The following is a 25,294-nucleotide window of genomic DNA, read 5'->3' as shown; positions in this document are numbered from 1 at the left end:
ATGAGTCACAAAGGTCACAGGGCACTTCCGGAACCAGGGCGTAGAGGGGCAGGATGAGTAGCTTGGCGGCACTCAGTGCCGCCAATAGGCCCAATGGTCGACCCCGAGTGCACTCTCCTGCGCCAAATGGGGGATGGTAGAGACAGTCAGGGCACCTCGAAGAAGAGGCACAACGTCGGTGAGGGATGACGTGAGCGAGCACACCAACAACGCTGTAGTACTGCGGTTCGGCGACGGCGAGTACACCTACCCGGTGATCGACAGCACCGTCGGCGACAAGGGCTTCGACATCGGGAAGCTCCGCGCTCAGACCGGTCTGGTCACATTGGACAGCGGCTACGGAAACACGGCCGCATATAAATCCGCAGTCACCTACCTCGATGGTGAGCAGGGCATCCTCCGCTACCGCGGGTACCCCATCGAGCAGCTCGCCGAGCGCTCCACCTTCCTTGAGGTGGCGTTCCTGCTGATCAACGGTGAGCTTCCGACCGTGGACGAGCTCTCCGTCTTCAAGAACGAGATCACGCAGCACACCCTGCTGCACGAGGACGTCAAGAACTTCTACCGCGGCTTCCCGCGTGACGCGCACCCGATGGCGATGCTGTCGTCGGTCGTCTCGGCGCTGTCGACCTTCTACCAGGACAGCCACAACCCGTTCGACGAGAAGCAGCGCAACCTCTCGACGATCCGGCTGCTCGCCAAGCTTCCGACGATCGCCGCGTACGCGTACAAGAAGTCGATCGGTCACCCGTTCGTCTACCCGCGCAACGACCTCGGCTACGTCGAGAACTTCCTCCGCATGACGTTCTCGGTGCCGGCCCAGGAGTACGACCTCGACCCGGTCGTCGTCTCCGCCCTGGACAAGCTGCTGATCCTGCACGCCGACCACGAGCAGAACTGTTCGACGTCGACGGTCCGGCTGGTCGGCTCCTCGCAGGCCAACATGTTCGCGTCGATCTCGGCCGGCATCTCCGCGCTCTGGGGCCCGCTGCACGGCGGCGCCAACCAGTCCGTCCTGGAGATGCTGGAGGGCATCCAGGCCAACGGCGGCGACGTCGACTCCTTCATCCGCAAGGTGAAGAACAAGGAGGACGGCGTCCGCCTGATGGGCTTCGGCCACCGGGTGTACAAGTCCTTCGACCCGCGCGCGAAGATCATCAAGGCTGCCGCGCACGACGTCCTCTCGGCCCTCGGCAAGTCCGACGAGCTGCTGGACATCGCGCTGAAGCTGGAGGAGCACGCGCTCTCCGACGACTACTTCGTCTCGCGCAACCTCTACCCGAACGTCGACTTCTACACGGGCCTCATCTACCGCGCGATGGGCTTCCCGACCGAGATGTTCACGGTCCTGTTCGCGCTGGGCCGCCTCCCGGGCTGGATCGCCCAGTGGCACGAGATGATCAAGGAGCCGGGTTCGCGCATCGGCCGCCCGCGCCAGATCTACACGGGTGTCGTCGAGCGGGACTTCGTGCCGGTCGAGCAGCGGTAACGCTCCGCTGGGTAGGCGGTTGTTCTGAACCTGCGGGTTCGTCGTGGCTGGTCGCGCAGTTCCCCGCGCCCCTTCGGGGGCGCGGTGGGACCGCGCCCATCCCACACATCCCGGAGTTGTTCGGCGGAAAAGCGGAAGGCGCCCTGCCGACGGTCCCCCCACGGGCCGGCGTACAGGGCGCCTTCCCATGTCCCGGTGCGGATTCCCCCCACGGGATCCGGCCGGGCGTTTGGAGGACAGCGCCTGAATTCGCTATCGCTGGTGTGCGGGCCGCCGGGGCGGCCGTTGTTGTGCGGGTCGTGCTACCGCCATAGTGACGGCTCTTGAGCAGAACGAGCAAAACTCGTCGCACTCCTGCTCGGTGCGGTCTGCCGGGACGCGCACGCTGGGGTGGGCCGCTCAAGCTTCCCGGTGTACGTGTCCCGGCAACGCATCTCCGAGGACGTCCCCCAAGACATCCTCAGATGTCAGTCGGCGCCCCCCAAGACGCTCTCTGACATCGCCAACTTAGACCTTCGAAGCCCTTCGATGGTTACGTTCGCAGCACTGTGATCCGCGTCTCTTGCATATGTCCTTTAGGTGCGCGGAATCCCGGTTGTCGCGACCGGGGCCCAAGCGTAAGGATGATGCGCGAGGCTTGTGAAGAGTTTATGTGAGGCTGGCGTTGGACTCCATAGGGACTATGACACCGACTTGTGCGTACTGCCGGTAACTTTCGTCCGGTCCCGGGATGATCTCAGCGGAACGTGCGCAGACGGAGGCTGTTCGTCACCACGAACACCGAGGAGAAGGCCATCGCGGCCCCCGCGATCATCGGGTTCAGCAGTCCGGCGGCGGCCAGCGGCAGCGCGGCCACGTTGTAGCCGAAGGCCCACACCAGGTTGCCCTTGATGGTCGAGAGCGTCCTCCGGGACAGCCGGATGGCATCGGCGGCCACCCGTAGATCCCCGCGCACCAGTGTCAGGTCGCTCGCCTCGATCGCCGCGTCGGTGCCCGTGCCCATGGCCAGACCCAGATCGGCGGTGGCCAGGGCGGCCGCGTCGTTGACCCCGTCGCCGACCATCGCGACGGTCCGCCCCTCACCCTGAAGCCGCCTTACAGCCTCGACCTTTTCCTCCGGCAGCACCTCGGAGATCACCTGCTCGATCCCGACGGCCCGTGCGACCGCCTCCGCGACCGCCCGGTTGTCCCCGGTCAGCAGCACCGGAGTGAGCCCCAGCGCGCGCAGCTCGCGCACGGCCTCGGCGCTGGTCTCCCGGACCGCGTCGGCGACGGTGAGGACACCGCGCGCCTCCCCGTCCCAGGCGACCACCACGGCCGTACGTCCGCCGCTCTCGGCCTCCGCCTTCGCATGGGCCAGTTCCTCCGGCAGCGGCCCCGACAGCCCGTCCACGAGCCGTCCCACGGCCACCTCGCGCCCGTCCACCCGCCCGCGTACGCCCCGTCCGGGCACGTTCTCGAAGGACTCGGCCGCCGGCAGCGGCCCGACGCGTTCCTCGGCCCCCGCCGCGATCGCCCGGGCGACCGGATGTTCGGAGGCGTGTTCGAGGGCGCCCGCGAGCCGCAGCACCTGCTTCTCGTCGGCGCCCTCGGCGACGTACACCTCCTGGAGGGTCATACGGCCCGTCGTCACCGTGCCCGTCTTGTCCAGGACGATCGTGTCGACGCGGCGCGTGGACTCCAGTACCTCGGGACCCTTGATCAGGATGCCGAGCTGCGCCCCCCGCCCGGTGCCGACCATCAGAGCGGTCGGCGTGGCGAGCCCCAGCGCGCAGGGGCAGGCGATGATCAGCACGGCGACGGCGGCGGTGAACGCGGCGACGGCGTCACCCGTGAGAGCGAGCCAGGCCCCGAACGTCCCGAGCGCGATCAACAGCACCACGGGGACGAAGACCCCGGAGATCCGGTCGGCGAGCCGCTGCACCTCGGCCTTGCCGTTCTGCGCGTCCTCCACCAGCCGGGCCATCCGCGCGAGCTGGGTGTCCGCGCCGACCCGGGTGGCCTCGACGACCAGCCGGCCCCCGGCGTTCACGGTCGCGCCCGTGACGGCGTCCCCGACGCCGACATCGACCGGTACGGACTCGCCGGTCAGCATCGAGGCGTCGACCGCCGAGACCCCCTCGACGACGGTTCCGTCGGTGGCGATCTTCTCCCCGGGCCGTACGACGAACCGGTCCCCGATCACCAACTCGCCGACGGACACCCGAACCTCTCGCCCGCCACGCAGCACGCAGACGTCCTTGGCCCCCAACTCCATGAGCGCCCGCAGCGCCGCACCCGAGCGCCGCTTGGCGCGGGCCTCCAGATAGCGCCCGAGGAGGATGAACGCGACGACTCCGGCGGCGACCTCGAGATAGATCTCCGAGGTGCCGCCCGTACGGGAGGCGGTGAACGAGAAACTCTCCCGCACCCCCATCCCCTCCATGCCCGGCATCCCCGGCGCCACGGGCCGGCCCGCGTCGCCCCAGAACAGCGCCCACAGGGACCAGCCGTACGCGGCGAGCGTGCCGACCGACACCAGGGTGTCCATGGTGGCCGCGCCGTGCCGCGCGTTGGTGAACGCGGCCCGGTGGAACGGCAGCCCGCCCCAGACGACGACCGGCGAGGCCAGCGTCAGCGCGAGCCACCGCCAGTTGTCGAACTGGAGCGCGGGAATCATGGACATCAGGACGACGGGCGCGGCAAGCAGCACGGAGACGAGGAGCCGCTGCCGCAGCCCGGCCAACTCGGGATCGGAGTCCCGCTCGACCGCGGGCGCATCCCTCTCCGTGATGACCGGCGGGGGCGGTTCCTCGGCGGTGTACCCGGTCTTCACGACGGTGGCTATGAGGTCGTCGACCGCGACCCCGTCGGCGTACGCGATCTTCGCCTTCTCCGTCGCGTAGTTGACGGTGGCGAAGACGCCGTCCATGCGGTTGAGCTTCTTCTCGACGCGGGCCGCGCAGCTCGCGCACGTCATCCCGCCGATGGTCAGCTCGACCTCATGAGGCGTGACCGCCGGGGTCTCGGTGCTGGTACTGGTCATGGTCGCCGCGTCCCTGGGGTCAGGCCCGGCCGGCCAGCTCGAAGCCCGCCTCGTCCACGGCGGCGCGCACGGCGGCCTCGTCGAGCGGGGCCTCGGACACCACGGTGACCTCACCGGTGCCGGCGACGGCCGTCACGGAGATGACCCCGGCCAGCTCGGTGATCTCACTCGAAACCGAACCTTCGCAGTGCCCGCAGCTCATGCCGGTCACCTGGTAGACGGCGGTGACGGAGCCGGGGGTGTCGGTCTGGGCGGTCATGTCGTTGCTCCTCTTCGAGGCGTCGTCAAGGGCCCTCGTCCGCCCGGGTCGGTGGCGCACGTGCCCTGTGAGTTTCACTCTACTATACCCCTGGGGGGTACTCATCCAGTGCCAATGGCAAGATCTCCGACAAGGCCGTGGCGGCGATCGCGACTGTGACTGCGACTGTGACCGTGACCGCGCTGAGAACGCGGACGACGAGGGTGAGGGTGAGGGCGCATGCGTGCGGTGGTGTTCGAGCGGTACGGGCAGCCGGCCGAGGTGCGGGAGGTGCCGGACCCGGTGCCCGCGCCGCACGGGGTCGTGGTGCGTGTGGAGGCCACCGGGCTGTGCCGCAGCGACTGGCACGGCTGGATGGGCCACGACCCCGACATCGCGCTGCCGCACGTGCCGGGCCACGAGCTGGCGGGTGTCGTGGAGGGGGTCGGCGCGGGTGTGAGCGCCTGGCGGGCCGGGGACCGGGTGACGGTCCCCTTCGTCTGCGCCTGCGGGAGCTGCCCGTCCTGTGCGGCCGGTGACCAGCAGGTGTGCGAGCGCCAGACCCAGCCGGGGTTCACGCACTGGGGTTCGTTCGCGGAGTTCGTGGCACTGGACCACGCGGACGTGAACCTGGTGGCTGTCCCGGAGGGGATGTCGTACGGCACGGCGGCCTCCCTGGGCTGCCGGTTCGCGACGGCGTACCGGGCGGTGGTCCAGCAGGGCCGGGTGGCGGCGGGGGAGTGGGTCGCCGTGCACGGATGCGGCGGGGTGGGCCTGTCGGCGGTGATGATCGCGGCGGCTTCCGGAGCCCGGGTCGTGGCGGTGGACGTATCCCCCGGCGCACTGGAACTGGCGCGGAAGTTCGGCGCGGCGGAGTGCGTGAACGCGGCCACGACCGACGACACGGCAGCGGCGGTACGCGAACTGACGTCAGGCGGCGCCCACTTGTCCCTGGACGCGCTGGGCTCCCCGACGACCTGCGCGGCCTCGGTGAACGGCCTGCGCCGCAGAGGCCGCCACGTCCAGGTGGGCCTGCTCCCCTCGCCGGACGGCACAACACCCGCCCCAATGGCCAGAGTTGTCGCCTTGGAACTCCAACTCCTGGGCAGCCACGGCATGGCCGCCCACACCTACCCGCCGATGCTGGAGTTGGTGGCGGCGGGAATCCTGCGCCCGGACCTCCTGGTGACATCGACGATCCCCCTGACGGAGTCCCCGGCCGCACTGGCGGCGATGGGGAAGGCGCCGGGGGCGGGGGTCACGGTCATCGAGCCGTGGCGCTGAGGCCGGCCCGCCCGTGAAGAACTGTGCCCCACGGGGGTGTGGGGCACAGCGGAGGGGTGAGGTGTCGAGCGGGCGTCGGGCGTCAGTCGTCCCGGCGGCCCCGGTTCCCCGGCCGGGCCGCGACCCACGCCCGTACGGTGTCGGCGTACCAGTAGGGCTTTCCGCTCTCCACGTGGTCGGGTGCGGGCAGCAGACCGTGCTTGCGGTACGAGCGCACGGTGTCCGGCTGGACGCGGATGTGCGCGGCGATCTCTTTGTACGACCAGAGCCGTCGGTCGGTCATGGGTGCACCTCCCTGCGCGTGCGTCACGGGGTCGGCCAGGGTCGGCCGTCGGGGGAGCCGGGCGCTGCGCTTGGCGATCACAAAGCCTTTGCCCGCTGAACGACCGAAGGTGACCCTGGGTCGAGGCCTGTTGACACTGTGTGACGCGGAACCCACGTACACGCGACATGTGTGACAGGAGGGGAGTGTTTGTGACACAAGCAACGCAAAGGCGCACGCCAGCGGACCGGCGTGTCCAATTGACCGAAGGGGCGTACGCCGTTAGGCGACGCCCCCGACAGGGGCGCGAGGAACTGCGCGACAAGCCCCCACCGGCCCGCAGACAAAGAACCGCCGATCCAGCGAAGCGTCACGCCCCGCAGGAGCGAAGGAACGCCCGCGTCCGCTGCGCGATGGGCAGCGGCTTGTCCGGCTCGCACGGGTACATGTCCTGCTCGACGATCGCGAACAGGTCCACGTCCAGCTTCTGGGCGGCGGCCAGGACGGGGGCCAGTTCCGGTACGCCGGACGGGGGTTCGCACATGACGCCACGGGCGACCGCGGGGCCGAACGGGACCTCGTTCGCCCGTACGTCCGCGAGGATCCCGGGGTCGACCTGCTTGAGGTGGAGGTAGCCGATCCGCTCGCCGTAGGTCTCGATCAGCTTGACGCTGTCGCCGCCGCAGTACGCGTAGTGGCCCGTGTCCAGGCACAGCGAGACGAGCGACGAGTCGGTGCCGTCGAGGAAACGGGTGACGTTCTCCTCGCTGTCGATGTGCGTGTCGGCGTGCGGGTGGACGACGATCCGGAGGCCGTACCGCTCCCGCACCTCATGGCCGAGCCGCTCGGTCAGCGTGGTCAGGTTGCGCCACTGCTCGGGCGTCAGGGTGTCCGGCTCCAGCACCTCGCCCGTCTTGTCGTCCCGCCAGAAGGACGGGATGACCACCAGGTGGGACGCGCCCATGGCCTGCGCGAGCACCGCGTTGTCCGCGACGTGCGCCCAGGTCTTCTCCCAGACGGACTCACCGTGGTGCAGCCCGGTGAACACCGTGCCGGCGGACACCTTCAGCCCACGCCTGGCCGTCTCCTCGGTGAGGACGGCCGGATCGGTCGGCAGGTACCCGTACGGGCCCAGCTCGATCCACTCGTACCCGGACTGCGAGACCTCGTCGAGGAAGCGCTGCCAGGGCACCTGCTGGGGGTCGTCGGGGAACCACACGCCCCAGGAGTCGGGCGCTGAGCCGATCCGGATACGTGACAGCGGGGAACCCGACGGGGAGGAAGGGGACGACGTAGTCATGGGCGTCAGCTTCAGCCGACGCCGGGACACGTGTCAAGGTCTGGTCCGAATGTCCGGACAAAGTATTGACAGGGCTCCGCGAGGCGGGCTAGACCTGACTGCGAGCTGCTGTGCCGACGGGCGTACGGACGGGGCACGCCGACCGCTGTGCGGACCGCTGTACCGACCGCCGGACGAGCCGCATGGGCCGCTTGACCCGGAGAAACGCCCGTAGAAACGCGAAGGGAAGTCGATGGCGTACGACCTGATCACCATGGGGCGGATCGGAGTGGACATGTATCCACTGCAGACCGGTGTGCCGCTCACCCAGGTGGCGTCCTTCGGGAAGTTCCTCGGCGGCTCGGCGACGAACGTCGCGGTCGCCGCGTCCCGCCTCGGGCGCAGCACCGCGGTGATCACGCGGACCGGTGACGACGCCTTCGGACGCTATGTGCACGACGCCCTGCGCGACTTCGGCGTCGACGACCGCTGGGTCACGCCGGTCCCCGGCCTCAACACCCCGGTCACGTTCTGCGAGGTGTTCCCGCCGGACGACTTCCCCCTGTACTTCTACCGGCAGCCCAAGGCGCCGGATCTTGAGATCGACGCCCACGATCTGGACCTGGGCGCGATCGGCGAGGCGAGCATCTTCTGGGTCACGGGCACCGGCCTGAGCGAGGAGCCCAGCCGTACGGCGACCCTGGCCGCCCTCGCCCACCGCGCCAAGTCCGGTACGACCGTCTTCGACCTCGACTGGCGCCCCATGTTCTGGAAGGACCCCGAGTCCGCGCGCCCCTTCTACGCCGAGGCCCTGCGCCACACCACCGTCGCCGTCGGCAACCTGGACGAGGTGGAGGTGGCGACCGGCGTACGCGAGCCGCACGCCGCCGCCCGCGCACTTCTCGACGCCGGAGTCGAACTGGCGGTCGTCAAGCAGGGGCCGAAGGGTGTCCTCGCCGTCAACAGCAAGGGCGAGAGCGCCGAGGTGCCCCCGCTCCCGGTGAACGTCCTCAACGGCCTCGGCGCCGGTGACGCCTTCGGCGGCTCCCTCTGTCACGGCCTCCTCGAAGGCTGGGACCTGGAGCGGATCATGCGGCACGCCAACGCCGCCGGCGCGATCGTCGCCTCCCGGCTGGAGTGCTCGTCGGCGATGCCCACCCCGGCCGAGGTCGAGGCGGCCCTCGCGGCGGGAGCGGTCCGATGAGATCCGCCGCCGCGACCTCCATCGGCATCGATGGGAGCGGCATCAGCCCCCTCGCCCCCGTGGACCTGGCCGCCCTCGCCACCACCCGCGCCCGTCACCCCGAGGCCATCGCCGAGGCCGCCGCCCGCCGGACCCGGCGCCCCCTCCTCGGCGACTCCGGCCGGCTGATGATCGTCGCCGCCGACCACCCGGCCCGTGGCGCCCTCGGCGTCGGCAACCGCAGGCTGGCCATGGCCAACCGCGCCGACCTGCTCGAACGCCTGTGCCTCGCCCTCTCCCGCCCCGGTGTGGACGGTGTCCTCGCGACCGCCGACATCCTGGACGACCTGCTGCTCCTCGGCGCACTCGACGGCAAGGTCGTCATGGGGTCGATGAACCGCGGCGGTATCTCCGGCGCCCGCTTCGAACTCGACGACCGCTTCACCGGCCACCGCCCCCAGGACATCGCCCGCCTCGGCTTCGACGCCGGCAAGCTGCTCCTGCGCATCGACTACGACGACCCGGGCTCCCTCGACACCATGGAGTCCACGGCCCACGCGATAGACGCGATGGCGGAGCGCCGACTCCCGCTCTTCGTCGAGCCGTTCATCAGCCGGCGCGGCCCCGACGGCAAGGTCCGCAACGACCTCTCCGCCGAGGCCGTCACCAGGTCCATCGCCATCGCGTCGGGCCTGGGCGGCAGTTCGGCGTACACCTGGCTCAAGGTGCCCGTCACCGAGAACCCGGACGACATGGCCGAGGTCATGCAGACCTCGACCCTGCCCGCCGTACTGCTCGGCGGCGAAGTCGGGGACGACCAGGAGGGCGCGTACGAGAAGTGGCGCGGCGCTCTCCAACTCCCCACCGTCCAGGGCCTGGTGGTCGGCCGCTCGCTGCTCTACCCGGCGGACGGCGATGTGTCCGCCGCCGTGGACACCGCCGTCGGACTGCTGTGAGGCGCGCGATGAACGAGGCATACGGCAGCGGCGTACAGACGGAACACGGCACGGTGTCGACGCACGACAAGTTCCAACTCCTGGGCAGGAAAGGGGTGTTCGCGTCGGTCACCGACCCCGCGCACGCACCCTTGACCGCCCGGGCACCGATCCCCTCCGGCGCGGGAGACCGCTTCGCCCTGGCAGGAGCGAGGTGCGGGCGACGACTCCCCGCTCGCTACGGCCCCGCGCCGGAGGTTCACCTGGCCGACGTACGCACCGCACGGGGGATCCGATGACGAGGCTCACGGTCGCGCAGGCGCTCGTACGCTTCCTGGCCGCCCAGTACACCGAACGGGACGGCGTCCGCCGCCGGTTGATCGAGGCGACCTGGGGCATCTTCGGCCACGGGAACGTCGCCGGGCTCGGCCAGGCGCTCGTCGAGTACGCCGACGACATGCCGTTCCACCAGGGCCGCAACGAACAGTCCATGGTCCACGCGGCAGTCGGTTACGCCCGCCAGTCCAACCGGCTCTCCACACACGCCGTGACGACGTCGATCGGCCCGGGTGCGACCAACCTCGTCACCGGCGCCGCGCTCGCCACGATCAACCACCTCCCGGTGCTGCTCCTGCCCGGCGACACCTTCGCGACCCGTTCGGCGGACCCGGTCCTCCAGCAGCTCGAAGTCCCGTACGCCGGTGACGTGTCGGTCAACGACTGTCTGCGCCCGGTGTCGCGATACTTCGACCGCGTGACGCGCCCCGAGGCCCTGATCCCGGCGGCGCTGCAAGCGATGAGAATCCTCGCCGACCCGGTCGAGACAGGTGCCGTGACTCTCGCTCTCCCGCAGGACGTTCAGGCGGAGGCGTACGACTGGCCGGACGAGTTCTTCGCCGACCGCGTCTGGCACGTACGCCGCCCGGCCGCCGACCCCGACGAACTCGCGGAAGCCGTACGGGCGATCCGTACCGCCCGCCGCCCCCTGATCGTCGCGGGCGGCGGAGTCCACCACAGCCGAGCCGAGGAGGCGTTGGCGGAGTTCGCGACGGCGACCGGTATCCCGGTGGCCTCCACCCAGGCGGGCAAGGGCTCCCTCCACTACCTGCACCCCCAGGACGTGGGCGGCATAGGCCACACGGGAACGGCGACAGCCGACGAACTCGCCCGCCTGGCAGATCTGGTGATCGGCATCGGCACCCGCTACACGGACTTCACCACCGCCTCCAACACCCTGTTCGAGACGCCGGACGTCCGTTTCCTGAACCTCAACATCGCCCCGTACGACGGCCACAAGCTGTCCGCCACCCCGCTGATCGCGGACGCCCGCAGCGCCCTGGAACAACTGACTGAGGCCCTGGCTCTCCACGACCACCGGGTCACGGACACGTACGCGGCCGAGTACGCCGTGGACAAGGACAGCTGGGAGCAGCGCGTCGACGCCGCCTACGAGGCCGACGAGCCGGACGTACGCCCGACGCAGCCGCAGGTGCTGGGCGCGCTGGACGCGATCGCCGACGAGTCGGACATCGTCATCAACGCGGCCGGTTCCCTCCCCGGTGACCTGCACAAACTCTGGCGTGCGAGGTCGCAGGACCAGTACCACCTCGAATACGGTTATTCCTGCATGGGATACGAGATACCGGCCGCGATCGGTGTGAAACTGGCGGCGCCGGAGCGTCACGTATGGGCGCTGGTGGGCGACGGCACGTACCTGATGATGCCGACGGAGATCGTGACGGCCGTACAGGAGGGGATCGCGATCAAGCTCCTCCTCATCCAGAACCACGGCTACGCGTCCATCGGCGGCCTGTCGGAATCGGTCGGCGGCGAGCGCTTCGGCACCGCCTACCGCTACCAGGCCGACGACGGTACGTACACGGGTGCCCCACTGCCCGTGGACCTGGCCGCCAACGTGGCGAGCCTGGGCATGCGCGTCCTGCGCGCGAAGACGGTACGGGAGCTGCGGGCGGCGCTCGCCGAGGCCCGTGCCGCCGACACTCCCACTTGTGTCTACGTCGAGACGCAAACGGCAGACACAGTGTCGGGCGCGCCCCCGGCGCAGGCCTGGTGGGATGTTCCTGTGGCCGAGACCGCGACCCGCCCGTCGGCGGTCAAGGCACGTGAGCTGTACGAACGGCACGTCTCTACCCGACGCCGCCATCTGTGAAGGAGAACCTGGGCATGACGAAGATCGTCAACCACTGGATCGGCGGCAAGACCGTCGAGGGCGCGTCGGGCACGTACGGGCCGGTCACCGACCCCGCGACCGGCGCGGTCACCACGAAGGTCGCCTTCGCGACGGTCGACGAGGTCGACGCGGCGGTGGCCGCGGCCAAGGACGCGTACGCGACCTGGGGCACCTCGTCGCTCGCCAAGCGGAGCACCATCCTCTTCAAGTTCCGCGCGCTGCTCGACGCCAACCGCGACGCGATCGCCGAGCTGATCACGGCGGAGCACGGCAAGGTGCACAGCGACGCGCTGGGTGAAGTAGCCCGAGGCCTGGAGATCGTAGAACTGGCGTGCGGTATCACCGTGCAGCTGAAGGGCGAGCTGTCGACGGAGGTGGCGGGGCGCGTCGACGTCTCGTCGATCCGCCAGCCCCTCGGTGTCGTCGCGGGCATCACGCCGTTCAACTTCCCGGCGATGGTCCCGATGTGGATGTTCCCGCTGGCCATCGCGTGCGGCAACACCTTCGTGCTGAAGCCGTCCGAGAAGGACCCGTCGGCGGCCATGAAGCTCGCCGAGCTGCTCGCCGAGGCGGGACTGCCGGACGGCGTCTTCAACATCGTCCACGGCGACAAGGTGGCGGTCGACCGCCTTCTCGACCACCCGGACGTAAAGGCGGTCTCATTCGTCGGCTCAACTCCCATCGCCCGCTACATCCACACCACGGCCTCGGCGAACGGCAAGCGCGTCCAGGCCCTGGGCGGCGCCAAGAACCACATGCTGGTCCTCCCGGACGCGGACCTGGACGCGGCGGCCGACGCCGCCGTCTCCGCCGCCTACGGCTCGGCGGGCGAGCGCTGCATGGCGATCTCGGCCGTGGTCGCGGTGGGCGCGATCGGCGACGAGCTGGTGGAGAAGATCCGCGAGCGCGCGGAAAAGATCAAGATCGGCCCCGGCAACGACCCGACGTCGGAGATGGGCCCGCTGATCACTGCCGCCCACCGCGACAAGGTGGCGTCGTACGTCACGGGCGCGGCGGCCGAGGGCGCGGAGGTCGTCCTCGACGGCAGCGGCTACACGGTCGACGGCTTCGAGGACGGCCACTGGATCGGCATCTCGCTCCTCGACAAGGTGCCCACGTCGGCGAAGGCCTACCAGGACGAGATCTTCGGCCCGGTGCTGTGCGTGCTCCGCGTGGACACGTACGACGAGGGCGTGGCGCTGATCAACGGCTCCCCCTTCGGCAACGGCACGGCGATCTTCACCCGTGACGGCGGCGCCGCCCGCCGCTTCCAGCTGGAGATCGAGGCCGGCATGGTCGGCGTCAACGTCCCGATCCCCGTCCCGGTGGGCTACCACTCCTTCGGCGGCTGGAAGGACTCGTTGTTCGGCGACCACCACATCTACGGCAACGACGGCACCCACTTCTACACCCGCGGCAAGGTCATCACGACCCGCTGGCCCGACCCGGCGGACGGCCCGTCGGGCGTGGACCTGGGCTTCCCGCGCAACCACTGAGAATCCCCTAGGCGTGCCCGCTGACCTGGACTTTCCTGGTCGGCGGGCATTGCTGTGCGGCGCAGGGTGAGACGGCGGCCACTCATCGTCGCTCAGGGCTGCCAGCGCGGGGCCTCGTCATCGGGGGTGTCAGGACTCGCGAAGTGGAAGGGTACTGAGAGATGGTCGGCAAGCGCCCGACCAGCCCGCTCGGCGGCCACCGCTACGGGGTGGCGCGGGTCGCGAGTCTCTTCCTCACCTAGATATCGCTGAGCCGTCGACCAATAGACGGTGGCCAGCTGAACCTCTCCCGGCCGGTCGGCGGTGACGGCCAGCAGCTGCACAAACCAGTCGTGGACGGTGTCACCGTCCCAGATCGCCTCGACCGCCACGATGCGACCCCCGCACCCGGCCGCCCGATACGCCAGAGACTCGAGGTCGAGAGGGCTCTCCGGTGCGCGGGCAATCTGATCCCCGTAGTGGACATAGCGCTCGTTGGCGATCAGCTGAGCGGTGCCGACCCCAATGCCGTGAGGAACGCGGCCAATGTCGGTGATGACCTTCACCGCCATGAGCAGGGAGTCCTGGAGGACGTATCCGTCTATCTCGTCGCGGATCCCGGCAGGCAGGTTCTCCCACCACTCGGTCCTGGCGGCCTTGTTCATGTCCATGGCGATTCCCGTCCCCCTGAAGGCTCCAACGTGGAGCGGTGATCCGAACCAGTCAGCGATCCGACACCGGTCAGAGACCCGACGGATGACGGGAAAGCCAGTCGGCATGCCGATCGCGCATCCGGTCCCGCTCCTCGGACGTGGTGAGGAAGACGTCGGCGCCACCGTCGTAGGGGTGGTGGACGCGCCGCATCCCGGTGTCGCTGATCAGGATGCCCCCCACCTTGTCGTCGGCGATGTTGCGGAGCAACTCGTCGATACAGCCACGCCTTCGTTGGCTGGAATGATGCTCCCGTGAACCACTCTTCGTATTTCAGTACCGGCCCTGGTCGCGACCGGCACCATCACCCGGAGCCCCGGCCGGCAGAGCCCGGCCAGTGGCCGAAGCTGGAGGCCGCGCTCGCGGTGGTCAACCGTGACGTGATGGCGACCCTGCCGGGCCAGGACGCGCTGATACTGATGGTTGTCCCTCCTGGGCAGCATTCGCCCCCGGGCGGAATCGACCGGGGTCAGGTCTACGTGGCCATGCCCGACGGCCGCTGGCACGGCAATCAGGTGAACGTGTGGGACCCGGAAGAGGACGACCCGCCGGAGCCGCACGACGCGGAGACAGTCCTGGCCACGGTCGCGGACGCGGCGCAGTCGACCATCATGGAACTGCTCTGGCAGGCCTGGCCGGTCTGCTGGGAACACAAGACCGGGACGCACGTTCGTTGGCCAGCGGCCACCGCCGACTTCTACGAGGACCCACCGGACGACGCCGGCCCACCGGTGTGGTGGTGCCGAGGCGGCCAGGGCGGCATTTTCCACGACGTCTCCCTGGTGGGCGAGTTGGCCGCAACACTGCCGGGAAAACAGCGTCGCGAACTGCGCCGCAGCGAGCGCAAACGAAACGGCGGCCGATAATCGGATAGTTGCGGAGCCGGAGGGCCCTCGGTGGTTCTTGCGGCCTGTGAGTGCCGCGGAGACCCGATCAGCGCTTCGACGCCAGGTCCAACACCATGGCGCACAGCTCAGGGGCGCCGTCGAACGGCACAGCCTCACCGACCGTCCGATAGCCCCAATCCTCGTACAGCGCACGCACCTTGCCGTGTTCCTTGTGCACCAGCAGCGTCACCCGGTCCTCGGGGCGGCCGTCCAACAGCGCATCGTGGATCCGGCGCGAGGCCCCCGTGCGCCGCCAAGGCGTCCGGACCATCAGCTCGGACAGGGCGAAAGTGCGTGCTCCGCCGGTCTCCTCGGTGAACGCCCGGGGCAGGGCTGGAACCACCTTGGCCCACCACGTCGTTGCCGGGCCCAAGGGCGCGCCGTAGGCGTAGCCGACAGGCCGGCCCTCGTCGTAGGCGACGAGACAGACGAAGCCGGGGTGTGCGGACCAATGGTCGACAAACCTGGCGAAAGCGTCCCGTCCGGCGAGCGGGTCGTCCAAGCCCTCGTACACCTCGTCGTGGATGTCGAGGAGAAGTTCACGGATCTCGGGTGCGTCCGCGTGGCCGTACTTCTGGAGGCCGAGTCGGGTGGGTGTGGTCACAGGTTTCCTTCCTGCTGCCGGGCCGCTTGGGCCACCCGGTCGAGACGGGCGGCGATACGGCTGCTCGCCACCCCGGACGCGGGCACGGCCGCGACAGTCGCCGCGGTCCTCTCGATGTCGCCCTGTGCGAGTTGCAGTTCGGCCAGGAGCACCGTGTAGTAGACGCGATTTCGGCTGAAACGGCCGTCGAGGAGGCTGAGAGCCTGCGCTGTCTGTGATTCCGCGCGGGTGTATTGACCGGCGCTCCGGTGGGCGATCGCGCCGAGTCCGGACAGCTCCGCCGGTGTCAGGAACGCCAGCCAGCTCGGGGCGCCTTCGGGGTCCGCGCGGTCGTAGACACGTTCGGCGGCGGCGAGTTGACGGCCCATGCCCGACCGGTCGTCGATCTGCGCGAGGCAGTCGGCCAGCCGTGCGTGGAGGAGCGCGGAGATCAGAGGCTGAGTGCGCAGGTGGCGCTCGGACAGCGCGGCCTTGTTGATCCGTGCGGCCTCGGCTGCGCGTCCGGAATGCCCGGCCTGCGCGGCGAGGTCGGACCAGGCGCGGGTCACGGCGACCGGATCGCGTGCCAACAGGGCGGCTTGCAGGGCTTGGTTGCGCAGTTGCGCTGCCTTCGCGTAGTCCCCGCAGTCGTGGGCCGACCATCCGGCGCAAGCCGCCACGTCGGCCACGGCCTTCAACAGGGCACGCTCGACGCGCTCGCCGAACGTGCAGCGATCCAGGGCGCGTTGGAGCCGGACCAGATAGTCGGTGGCGACCTCGAAGAGCGCTCCGCCGCCGAGCCCGTTGAAGTGGGCGTCGAGTCGAGTGATGGTGCCCTGGACCCGGTCGACGTCGGCCATGCCCAGGCGCCCCCGCTGGGGCGCCTGGTCGGTGCCGAGCGCGGCGATGAGGGCACCGGCGATGAAGGTGCGGCGCTGCACGGCATGGTGTTCCTCGGCAGGTTCCGGCCGACGAGTTGTGCCGGTGCTCTGCGTGTTCTTGCGCGGAACGAACCCCATGGCCTCCGGGGCGCGACCGAAGATCTCCTGGAGCGGGCGAAGGTACCTGGCCCAAGGCCACCGCACCTCGCCTGCGATCCACCGGCGCACATGCCGGTCGGTGCAGTTCGCGGATGTGCCGAACTTGTCGAGGGCGATGCGGTTGACCTCGTAGGCGAGTTGCTCGTGCGTGTAGCCGAACTCGCTGAGCAGAGACTCCAAAACGGTGTTCCGCTGCTTCGGCATGGCCGTGCCCCCTCGTGCGCGTGCCCTCGACGGTAGTCCTACCGTTGTGGCCCGTCCGGTCAAACTGTCCTGTCCGCTGTCGGTAACTGCCGTGCTTCTGTCCTGATGTGCGGCAGGGCACGTCCGGGAGTCTGAGGGCATGAGACCTCAGCAGACGACACCTGGGCCGCCCATCACACTGCCCGACCCGACCAGGCCGCCACGGCCCGCGTCCGGCTGTGACGTGTGTGCAGCCCTCGACAGGCAGCGCGCTCAAGCGGAGGAGGCCGCGGACACCCGACGCGCCACCATGTTCGAGGTCGAGATGCGCCGCCACCCCAACCACCGCGACGGCGCGTCATGACGAACAACGAGCCGGGGAAGCGCGGCAGCTCCGGCACCAGCATCCGTCGCCCGCAGCGGTTTATGGTCCCCGACCATCTTCCCGGGGAGGAGGCGTACGGGACCTTCATGCGACACCTGACGGGGTGCGCGGACTGTGGGTACGGGCAGTTCCAGTGCGAGCAGGCAACCGAGCTCTGGCAGGCGTACAAGGAAGCTCGGCGTAGACGCACATGAGCTCGGGGCAGGCGCTCACCTCCACCGCCAACCCCGGGAAGAGGGGATCGCGTCCCCGGGGAGCACCCATCGCGATCCCGGGTCAGCATTGGTGACGCCGACCCGGGGGCTGCGTTGTGCCTACGCCTTGGCGGTGCGTAGTTCGGCGGTGCGGGCTTTGAACCGGCGGTCGCTCGCCTCACGGTCGAGGCGGGCGATCTCGGGGTCACCTTCGAAGTCGTCAGCCGCGATTCCCTCTGCCTGCTCGACCACAGCCTGCAGTTGGGCAACGAAGCCTTGCATCTCGGTCAGGGCTTTCCGTGCCTGGGCCGGGGACAACTCGGCTATTTGCTTGCCGTAGTCCAACCACACCTGGGTTTTTCGGCCGTAGGCTTGAGGCAGGTAGTTCGAGACGACGATCCGCGCGGCCAGCCACGGCAGGTCGTTGTCTTTGGCGGTGTAGCTGTTGGAGTCGAGGTTCGCGGCCCGTATTTCCGTTTCGACCGGAATGCTGGTGTGCCACTCCGCTGCGACGGGGTCGGTGTGGTCTTCGACGCACCATGGGGTGCAGCCCCAGTAGGTCATCCACTCGGGGCCGCGCCGGGCAGCGGTGAGTGGCTGCTCGTTGCTCTCACAGGCACCGTCGTCAACGGCCGTCGTGGTGGAGATGTGGTTCTGTGTCACGGTCTTGCTCCTTGGCCCGAAAGGTATGGCAACGGGCTTCGGTCGGCATTCGAAACACCGGCCGAGGCCGTCCTGCTTTCGTTGGTAGTCGTCTGGGCGAGGGCAGACCAAGCGGCACTTCTCTTTCGAGGGTGTTGTCTCTGACCTGAGTTACTACCTGGTAAGTGACCGTTAAGATGCGCACTTTTTGAGATCTTGAGCGTCTGTTGCGGCGCAGCGAGAGCCGCGACGTCAGCCGAGGGAGACTCGGGGACTCGACGAGCTAACCTCCGGCGGCACGGTGCACGGCTTCATCGGGACTGGAGCGAGACCGAGGCACTCGTACGTCGCGGTGGCAGCGGTGAGGTGCGGAGTCCGAAGACCGTCTTCTTCATTCAGTGCTGCCCGCCCGCCCTCCGCTTGATCAGCGCACTCAAGTCCGCGACCTCCGCCACCGGCGGCGGTGTGACCTTGACCGCGGTTCCGTACTTCCGGAAGTCCATGGTGACCGTCGCCTTCCCGATCACCTGTTTGACCCGGACCGGCAGGTCGTCGGCGCCGATCCAGAGATCCACGTCGATGGAGGTCGCGCCGCCGGACATCGAGTTGAGGAGGCTGTCCTTGTCGCCGTAGACGTCCTTCAGCTTGCCCAGCCGGGCGGTGTCGATCACGGCCCGGTAGTGGGTCGTGCGCCGGCCGTTCAGGGTCTGCTCACCGAGGTTCTTCGTGTCCTGCGCGTACTTGAGGCTGCCCATGACGGCCGACGGGTCGCCACTCTCGACCCCGCTCATCGCCTGGGCGCCCTTCTTGCCGAGCAGGACCGACCCGTCGATCTTCAGCCAGTGCTTGCCCTTGAAGGGGCCGGAGGCCCGTGGGCCGACGCTGTAGTAGTAGGCACCGCCCACGAGCAGCGCGTGGACGGTCGGGCTGTGCGCGACCAGTTGCATCTGCGTGCCCTTGGTGGCCATCTCGACGTCGTACGTGAACCCGTGGTCCCAGGAGAACGTGCCCTCCATGCGAATCGGGCCCGTGCCCAGGTCGGTGCTCGCGGAGATCTCGGCGGACCCCAGTTTCTCGGTCCGGTCGGTCGCCCGGGCCAGCGCCGCCGCGATCGTGCCGTTGTCGTCCACCTTGTTGGCGGCGGCGTGCTTGACGGTCTGTGTGCCGCACGCGGAGGCCGAGACCAGTGTCACCGCCGTGAACCCTACCCAGGCAGCGGTGTACCGCAGCTTCATTTGTCCCCACCCAGTGATTTATGTCCCTTGTAGACATGGAATTACTGAACTGTAGGTCGAAGTACTGACATCAGTGCGAATGGTTTTCGTACCTTTGACCGAACTCTCAACACACCCATAGGGCCCGCTCCTACCGCGCCTGCTGTACGTCGCCCCCGTGCCCTACTCCGCCAGGATGGCCGCAGGTTCCGACCAGCGGCTGCCCCGGATGTCAGTGGTGGCCCGTACCGTTGACACATGGATCTTCGAACGCCCGGGCTGACCGGAACGAGGGGAGCGCGGCTCCGGCGGCCACGGTGGCTGATCGCCGTCGTGGCCGCCGTCGTCCTGCTCGCCGGTGCCGGTACGTGGTCGGCCGTCGCCTCCGACGACGCGCCCTCGGTGCACCGCGTCGACCGGGTCATGGACATGGGGGGCGGGGTGCGCGTCGACACCTCGTACTTCACCTCCGGTCCCGCATCCCACCGCCGCCCCGCCGTCCTCCTCGCCCACGGCTTCGGAGGCAGCAAGGACGACGTACGGGCCCAGGCACAAGACCTCGCCCGCGACGGGTACGCGGTGCTGACCTGGTCCGCGCGTGGCTTCGGCCGCTCGACCGGGAAGATCGGGCTGAACGACCCCAAGGCCGAGGTCGCCGACGTTTCGAGACTCATCGACTGGCTTGCCACCCGTCCCGAGGTCCAGCTCGACAAGAAGGGTGACCCGCGCGTGGGCATGGCCGGCGGGTCCTACGGCGGGGCGATCTCCCTCCTGGCCGCCGGATACGACCACCGCGTCGACGCCATCGCACCCGCGATCACCTACTGGAACCTCGCGGACGCCCTGTTCCCGGGCGGCGTCTTCAAGAAACAGTGGGCCGGCATCTTCATCAACACCGGCGGCGGCTGCGACCGGTTCGAGCCCACGCTCTGCCGGATGTACGACCGGGTCGCCGAGGCCGGTAAGCCGGACCCGGCGGCCACCGAACTCCTCACCGCGAGGTCACCGTCCGCCGTCGGCGCCCGCATCAAGGTGCCCACCCTCCTCATCCAGGGCCAGACCGACTCCCTCTTCCCGCTCGGCCAGGCCGACGCCGCCGCGAAGGCGATCCGGGCCAACGGCGCCCCCGTGGACGTCGACTGGATCGCGGGCGGCCATGACGGTGGCGACCTGGAGACCGGCCGGGTCCAGTCCCGGGTCGCCTCCTGGTTCGACCGGTATCTGAAGGGCGACAAGAGCGCCGACACCGGGCCCGCCTTCCGGGTCACCCGCGTCGGCGGCATCGACTCCACCAACGGGACGACGACCCTGCGCGGCGCCACCTCCAACGCCTACCCGGGACTGGAGAGCGGACAGTACGCACTCCGCCTGACCGGCAAGGAACAGTCGTTCGACAACCCGGCCGGCGCCGCCCCGCCCGCCGTCTCCGCCCTGCCCGGTCTGGGCGCGGCGGGCGGCGGCCTGTCCCAGCTCTCCTCCTTCGGCGTCGGCCTCTCGCTCGACTTCCCGGGCCAGAACGCCCGCTTCGAATCGGCGCCGGTCATTGACGATGTATGGATCACCGGGGCCCCCACGGTCACCGTCCACGTCAAGTCGACCAGCGACGACGCCGTCCTCTTCGCCAAGCTGTACGACGTCTCGGCCAACGGCAGACAGCAGGTCCTGCCCGGCCAGCTCGTCACCCCCCTCCGCGTCGAGGGCGCCAAGGAGGGCAAGGACGTCACCATCACCCTCCCGGCCATCGACCACGAGGTCGAACAGGGCCACCGCCTCCGCCTGGTCCTCGCCTCCACGGACCTCGGCTACGCCTCCCCGGTCGCCCCGGCCACGTACACCGTCTCGGTCAAGAGCGACCTGACGATCCCCACCGCCCCCGGCGTCACCACGGCCTCGGCCGGGCTGCCCGCCTGGGTGTGGTGGCTGCCCCTCGCGGGCGCCGCGACCGCCCTGGCCCTGCTGCTCAGCGGACGCAGGCGTACGGCCGCACCGGCCGCCCCCGACCCCGAACTGGCCGAAGTCCCGCTCCAGATCACCGACCTGAGCAAGCGGTACGCCAAGTCCGCCGACCGGTACGCCGTACGGGACCTGTCGTTCCGCGTCGAGAAAGGCCAGGTCCTCGGACTCCTCGGCCCCAACGGCGCGGGCAAGACCACCACCCTGCGCATGCTGATGGGCCTCATCAAGCCCGACGGCGGCGAGATCCGCGTCTTCGGGCACGCCATCCGCCCCGGCGCCCCCGTCCTCTCCCGCGTCGGCGCCTTCGTCGAGGGCGCCGGCTTCCTCCCGCACCTCTCCGGACGCGAGAACCTGGAGCTGTACTGGCAGGCCACGGGCCGCCCGGCCGAGGACGCCCACATGGCCGAGGCCCTGGAGATCGCCGGCCTCGGCGACGCACTCGCGCGCGCCGTCCGCACGTACTCCCAGGGCATGCGCCAGCGCCTCGCCATCGCCCAGGCCATGCTCGGCCTGCCCGACCTCCTCATCCTCGACGAACCGACCAACGGCCTCGACCCGCCCCAGATCCGCGAGATGCGCGAGGTCATGATCCGGTACGCGGCGGCCGGCCGCACGGTCATCGTCTCCAGCCATCTCCTGGCCGAGGTCGAGCAGTCCTGCACCCACCTCGTCGTCATGGACCGGGGCAAGCTCGTCCAGGCGGGCCCGGTCAGCGAGATCATCGGCTCGGGCGACACCCTGCTCGTCGGCACCACCACCCCGGTGGAGGAACCGGTCGTCGAGAAGATCGCCGCCCTGCCCGGCGTCGAATCCGCCGTACGCGCCGACGACGGCCTCCTGATCCGCCTCGCCCCCGAGGACGGCAGCGCCCAGCGCCTCGTCGTCGAACTCGTCCGCCTCGAAGTGCCCGTGGAGTCGGTGGGCCCCCACCGACGCCTCGAAGACGCCTTCCTCACCCTGATCGGAGGATCCGCATGACCACGCAGGGCACGACAGACGCGACGAACACGGCCAGTGCGCTCGTGGAGCGGGCGGAGACCGCCGACGGGTACCGCGCCCGGCGGACACTGCCGCTGCGCGTCGAGCTGGCCCGCCAGCTCAAGCGCCGCCGTACGCTCGTCATGGGCGGCATCCTCGCCGCGCTGCCGTTCGTCCTCGTCGTCGCCTTCGCGATCGGCGGCGACCCCGGCGCGCGCAACGGCCAGGTCACCCTGATGGACACGGCCACCGCGTCCGGCGCCAACTTCGTCGCCGTCAACCTCTTCGTCTCCGCGGGCTTCCTGCTCGTCATCCCCGTCGCCCTGTTCTGCGGGGACACGGTCGCCTCGGAGGCGAGCTGGTCCTCCCTGCGCTATCTGCTCGCGGCGCCCGTGCCACGCGCCCGCCTCCTCTGGTCCAAACTGGCCGTCGCCCTCGGCACGAGCCTGGCCGCGATGATCCTGCTGCCGGTCGTGGCCCTCGCGGTCGGCACGGCGGCCTACGGCTGGGGACCACTGGAGATCCCCACCGGCGGTTCGCTCGCCGCGGGCACGGCCGCCCAGAGACTCGTGGTCGTCGTGGGATACCTCTTCGTGTCCCAACTGGTCACCGCCGGCCTGGCGTTCTGGCTGTCGACGAAGACGGACGCCCCCCTCGGAGCGGTCGGCGGCGCCGTCGGCCTGACCATCGTCGGCAACGTCCTGGACGCCGTGACCGCCCTCGGCGACTGGCGCGACTTCCTGCCCGCGCACTGGCAGTTCGCCTGGGCCGACGCCATCCAGCCCCGCCCGGAGTGGGGCGGCATGATCCAGGGGACAGCCGTCTCCATAACGTACGCCCTGGTCCTGTTCGCCCTGGCCTTCCGGGGTTTCGCCCGCAAGGACGTCGTCTCCTAGGTCACCGGAAGATCACCTACCGGTCTCGACGACCGCCCGCTGTGGCCACTTCGAGATCCATCCGCAACACCCCGTACCGCACATTCCGGCTCTCTCCGCCGTCACAGTCACAGAAGTTGACGTCGTCCGACGTCAACGGACGGAGGGGGCACGGCAGATGGAGCGGACGACCCGGATCCACCGAGTACGACACCTGCGGGGCACGCTGATCGCGCTGACGGCCGCGACCGGCCTGCTGCTCACCGGATGCAGCGGAGACAGCGGCGGCAGCGGCCAGAGCAGCAAAGCGGACAGTCGCCAGAACTCCGGCGGCGGCTCGGGCTACGCACCCGCGCCCGCCGAGGGCAACGGCTCCGGAGAACAGTGGGACGGCGAACAGGGCGAACGCGAGACGGAAGGTGAAGGGGAAGGAGAAGGCGAAAGGGACTTCGCCCCACCCCCCGACTTCCTCTCCACCTTCGCCCTCGACGTCGACACCGCCTCGTACGGCTATGCGCGCCGCACCCTCGCCGACGGCCACCGCCCCGACCCGTCGACGATCCGGCCGGAGGAATTCGTCAACAGCTTCCGCCAGGACTACGAACGCCCCGACGGCAACGGCTTCTCGGTCACCGTCGACGGCGCCCGCACCGACCGCGAGGACTGGTCCCTGGTGCGCGTCGGCCTCGCCACCCGCACCGCCGGGCAGAAGGGCGAACGCCCTCCGGCCGCCCTCACCTTCGTCATCGACATTTCTGGTTCCATGGCCGAACCCGGCCGCCTCGACCTCGCCAAGGACTCCCTCGGCGTGATGACGGACCAGCTGCGCGACGACGACTCGGTAGCGATCGTCACCTTCAGCGACGAGGCCGAGACGGTCCTGCCGATGACCCGCCTCGACGACGACCGCGACCGCGACCGGGTCCACGACGCGATCGACGAACTGGAACCGACCGACTCGACCAACCTCGGCGCAGGGGTGAGCACCGGCTACGCCACCGCCGTCGAAGGCCTGCGCGAGGGCGCCACCAACCGGGTCGTGCTCGTCTCGGACGCGTTGGCCAACACCGGTGACACCGAAGCCGACTCGATCCTCGACCGTATCTCCGACGCCCGCCGCGAACACGGCATCACCCTCTTCGGCGTCGGCGTCGGCAGCGACTACGGCGACGCCCTGATGGAACAGCTCGCCGACAAGGGCGACGGCAACACCACCTACGTCTCGAACGAGGCCGACGCCCGCAAGGTCTTCTGCGAGCAGCTCCCTCGCAACATCGACCTCACGGCCCGCGACGCGAAGGCCCAGGTCGCCTTCGACCCGCAGACGGTCGCCGAGTTCCGTCTGATCGGCTACGACAACCGCCGCGTCGCCGACGACGACTTCCGCGACGACCGCGTGGACGGGGGAGAAGTGGGCCCCGGCCACACGGTCACCGCGCTCTACGCCGTCCGCACCAAGCAGTCCGCCTCGGGCCACCTGGCCACGGCAACGGTCCGCTGGCTCGACCCCAAGACCCGCCAACCCCACGAGGAATCAGGCCAGTTGGAGGCGGAGTCGGTCGACAAAGCCCTCTGGGACGCCCCGCCCCGCCTCCAGGTCACCGCGGTGGCCGCCTACTTCGCCGACGCCCTGCGCAGGGGCGACGACCACTGGACCAGGCTTCCCGGCGCCCCGTCCCTGAGCGAACTGGCGCACAAGGCCGACGAGTTGGCGGACAAGACCGAGGACAAGGCGGTCGGCCGGCTGGCCGAGGCGATAGAACAAGCGAACCGCTCAGACGGCTGAACGGTCAGCACACAGACCGGACAGCCCGCCCGAGCCCCTCCAAGTGCAACCCGTCCAATCGGAACCCATAAGCGGAGCGCCCCGCGGCAGCCAGCAGCCGAGGCTCGCACCCGTACCCGGCCCGAACCCCCTCCGTCTCCTTCAGCGCGTCCAGCAACTCGGTGGTGATCCGATCCAGGATCGGCCGAACCTCCTTGACCAGATCGGGCCGCTCGGTCGGCCGCAGCTCGGGATGCGCGTCCCAGCGGGCGTACAGCCCACGCTGGACCAGCTTGTTCGCCTCGATCTGGTCCCGGAACACGGCGGCCACCGCCACCGGGTCGAGCCCGAGCCCGACGGCCCGCGCGGAGACATCGTCCAGGATCTGCTGCTCGCGCACCGGATCGTCGATCGGCCTGTCGGTGCCGTACTTGGCCGCGGCGACCTTGTCGGCCACCAGCAGCCGCTCGGCGAGCAGGTCGGTCAGCGGGGCCAGGGAGGACGTGGGAGAGGCGGGGGA

20 protein-coding genes and 2 pseudogenes are annotated in these 25,294 nt (G+C 69.7%); 11 read left to right on the top strand and 11 right to left on the bottom strand.

Annotated features, from left to right (window positions below; all coding sequences use genetic code 11):
* The first annotated feature begins 190 nt into the window (after positions 1 to 190).
* Positions 191 to 1,489, top strand: coding sequence for a citrate synthase (locus tag AOK08_RS13170; protein WP_055525709.1), 1,299 nt, complete (start codon positions 191 to 193; stop codon positions 1,487 to 1,489).
* 736 nt (positions 1,490 to 2,225) lie between these two features.
* On the opposite strand, the gene AOK08_RS13165 is transcribed toward AOK08_RS13170, so the two are convergent.
* Positions 2,226 to 4,514 carry a heavy metal translocating P-type ATPase gene (locus AOK08_RS13165; protein ID WP_055525708.1) on the bottom strand — a complete coding sequence of 763 codons (2,289 nt, stop codon included), beginning with the start codon at positions 4,512 to 4,514 and terminating at the stop codon, positions 2,226 to 2,228.
* Positions 4,515 to 4,533: 19 nt separating this feature from the next.
* Positions 4,534 to 4,773, bottom strand: coding sequence for a heavy-metal-associated domain-containing protein (locus AOK08_RS13160; protein ID WP_055525707.1), 240 nt, complete (start codon positions 4,771 to 4,773; stop codon positions 4,534 to 4,536).
* 219 nt (positions 4,774 to 4,992) lie between these two features.
* Here AOK08_RS13160 and AOK08_RS13155 point away from each other — a divergent pair, with 219 nt between their 5' ends.
* Complete coding sequence (locus AOK08_RS13155) at positions 4,993 to 6,036, top strand: zinc-dependent alcohol dehydrogenase family protein (RefSeq protein ID WP_055525706.1); 1,044 nt, start codon at positions 4,993 to 4,995, stop codon at positions 6,034 to 6,036.
* 82 nt (positions 6,037 to 6,118) lie between these two features.
* On the opposite strand, the gene AOK08_RS13150 is transcribed toward AOK08_RS13155, so the two are convergent.
* Complete coding sequence (locus AOK08_RS13150; protein WP_055525705.1) at positions 6,119 to 6,319, bottom strand: helix-turn-helix transcriptional regulator; 201 nt, start codon at positions 6,317 to 6,319, stop codon at positions 6,119 to 6,121.
* Positions 6,320 to 6,668: 349 nt separating this feature from the next.
* A complete protein-coding gene (locus AOK08_RS13145; protein WP_055525704.1) occupies positions 6,669 to 7,598 on the bottom strand; it encodes a sugar phosphate isomerase/epimerase family protein in 930 nt (309 codons plus the stop codon).
* Positions 7,599 to 7,830: 232 nt separating this feature from the next.
* Between AOK08_RS13145 and iolC the strand changes: the two genes are divergently transcribed.
* The 5 genes and pseudogenes from iolC to mmsA all read left to right on the top strand — a co-directional run bounded on the left by iolC (position 7,831) and on the right by mmsA (position 13,382).
* Positions 7,831 to 8,781, top strand: a complete 951-nt coding sequence (gene iolC / locus AOK08_RS13140) for a 5-dehydro-2-deoxygluconokinase (protein ID WP_055525703.1) — start codon at positions 7,831 to 7,833, stop codon at positions 8,779 to 8,781.
* Positions 8,778 to 9,716: a Cgl0159 family (beta/alpha)8-fold protein gene (locus tag AOK08_RS13135; protein ID WP_241826934.1), complete on the top strand. Its 939-nt coding sequence runs from the start codon at positions 8,778 to 8,780 to the stop codon at positions 9,714 to 9,716. The genes iolC and AOK08_RS13135 overlap by 4 nt, the downstream gene beginning before the upstream one ends.
* A gap of 65 nt (positions 9,717 to 9,781) precedes the next feature.
* A pseudogene (locus tag AOK08_RS13130) lies at positions 9,782 to 9,955 on the top strand (5-deoxy-glucuronate isomerase); the annotation flags it as partial.
* Positions 9,956 to 9,990: 35 nt separating this feature from the next.
* On the top strand, positions 9,991 to 11,865 hold the full coding sequence (gene iolD, locus AOK08_RS13125; protein WP_055525701.1) for a 3D-(3,5/4)-trihydroxycyclohexane-1,2-dione acylhydrolase (decyclizing): 1,875 nt from the start codon (positions 9,991 to 9,993) through the stop codon (positions 11,863 to 11,865).
* Positions 11,866 to 11,879: 14 nt separating this feature from the next.
* The gene (gene mmsA / locus AOK08_RS13120; RefSeq protein ID WP_055525700.1) at positions 11,880 to 13,382 is read left to right on the top strand and encodes a CoA-acylating methylmalonate-semialdehyde dehydrogenase; all 1,503 of its coding nucleotides are present in this window, start codon (positions 11,880 to 11,882) and stop codon (positions 13,380 to 13,382) included.
* 92 nt (positions 13,383 to 13,474) lie between these two features.
* Here the strand turns inward: mmsA and AOK08_RS13115 are convergent, their stop codons facing one another.
* The gene (locus AOK08_RS13115; protein ID WP_198539257.1) at positions 13,475 to 14,032 is read right to left on the bottom strand and encodes a hypothetical protein; all 558 of its coding nucleotides are present in this window, start codon (positions 14,030 to 14,032) and stop codon (positions 13,475 to 13,477) included.
* 70 nt (positions 14,033 to 14,102) lie between these two features.
* Positions 14,103 to 14,297: pseudogene (locus tag AOK08_RS13110) on the bottom strand (DUF3885 domain-containing protein); the annotation flags it as partial.
* A gap of 29 nt (positions 14,298 to 14,326) precedes the next feature.
* Here AOK08_RS13110 and AOK08_RS13105 point away from each other — a divergent pair.
* Complete coding sequence (locus AOK08_RS13105; RefSeq protein WP_055525699.1) at positions 14,327 to 14,938, top strand: hypothetical protein; 612 nt, start codon at positions 14,327 to 14,329, stop codon at positions 14,936 to 14,938.
* Between the two features lie 67 nt (positions 14,939 to 15,005).
* On the opposite strand, the gene AOK08_RS13100 is transcribed toward AOK08_RS13105, so the two are convergent.
* The 4 genes from AOK08_RS13100 to AOK08_RS13080 all read right to left on the bottom strand — a co-directional run bounded on the left by AOK08_RS13100 (position 15,006) and on the right by AOK08_RS13080 (position 19,221).
* Complete coding sequence (locus tag AOK08_RS13100) at positions 15,006 to 15,563, bottom strand: GNAT family N-acetyltransferase (RefSeq protein ID WP_055525698.1); 558 nt, start codon at positions 15,561 to 15,563, stop codon at positions 15,006 to 15,008.
* Positions 15,560 to 16,786, bottom strand: a complete 1,227-nt coding sequence (locus tag AOK08_RS13095) for an NsdA family TPR-like regulatory protein (RefSeq protein ID WP_055525697.1) — start codon at positions 16,784 to 16,786, stop codon at positions 15,560 to 15,562. The genes AOK08_RS13100 and AOK08_RS13095 overlap by 4 nt, the downstream gene beginning before the upstream one ends.
* Positions 16,787 to 17,464: 678 nt before the next feature.
* Entirely contained in the window at positions 17,465 to 18,007 is a 543-nt protein-coding gene (locus AOK08_RS13085; RefSeq protein ID WP_055525695.1) for a DUF6907 domain-containing protein, read from the bottom strand.
* 374 nt (positions 18,008 to 18,381) lie between these two features.
* Entirely contained in the window at positions 18,382 to 19,221 is an 840-nt protein-coding gene (locus tag AOK08_RS13080) for an SCO4651 family lipoprotein (RefSeq protein WP_055525694.1), read from the bottom strand.
* A gap of 237 nt (positions 19,222 to 19,458) precedes the next feature.
* Between AOK08_RS13080 and AOK08_RS13075 the strand changes: the two genes are divergently transcribed.
* The 3 genes from AOK08_RS13075 to AOK08_RS13065 all read left to right on the top strand — a co-directional run bounded on the left by AOK08_RS13075 (position 19,459) and on the right by AOK08_RS13065 (position 24,795).
* Entirely contained in the window at positions 19,459 to 22,134 is a 2,676-nt protein-coding gene (locus AOK08_RS13075) for an alpha/beta fold hydrolase (RefSeq protein WP_055525693.1), read from the top strand.
* Positions 22,131 to 23,030, top strand: a complete 900-nt coding sequence (locus AOK08_RS13070; protein ID WP_055525692.1) for an ABC transporter permease — start codon at positions 22,131 to 22,133, stop codon at positions 23,028 to 23,030. Before AOK08_RS13075 ends, AOK08_RS13070 begins: the two co-directional genes overlap by 4 nt.
* Before the next feature lie 157 nt (positions 23,031 to 23,187).
* Positions 23,188 to 24,795, top strand: coding sequence for a vWA domain-containing protein (locus tag AOK08_RS13065; protein WP_055525691.1), 1,608 nt, complete (start codon positions 23,188 to 23,190; stop codon positions 24,793 to 24,795).
* 4 nt (positions 24,796 to 24,799) lie between these two features.
* On the opposite strand, the gene aroQ is transcribed toward AOK08_RS13065, so the two are convergent.
* Positions 24,800 to 25,294, bottom strand: a 495-nt coding sequence (gene aroQ / locus AOK08_RS13060; protein WP_055525690.1) for a gamma subclass chorismate mutase AroQ, incomplete at its 5' end; no start/stop codon positions are given.

Origin of the sequence: Streptomyces graminilatus, assembly GCF_001418565.1 — a bacterium.
GTDB classification, from domain to species: domain Bacteria; phylum Actinomycetota; class Actinomycetes; order Streptomycetales; family Streptomycetaceae; genus Streptomyces; species Streptomyces graminilatus.
This window is presented reverse-complemented; position numbering and strand designations above follow the sequence as displayed.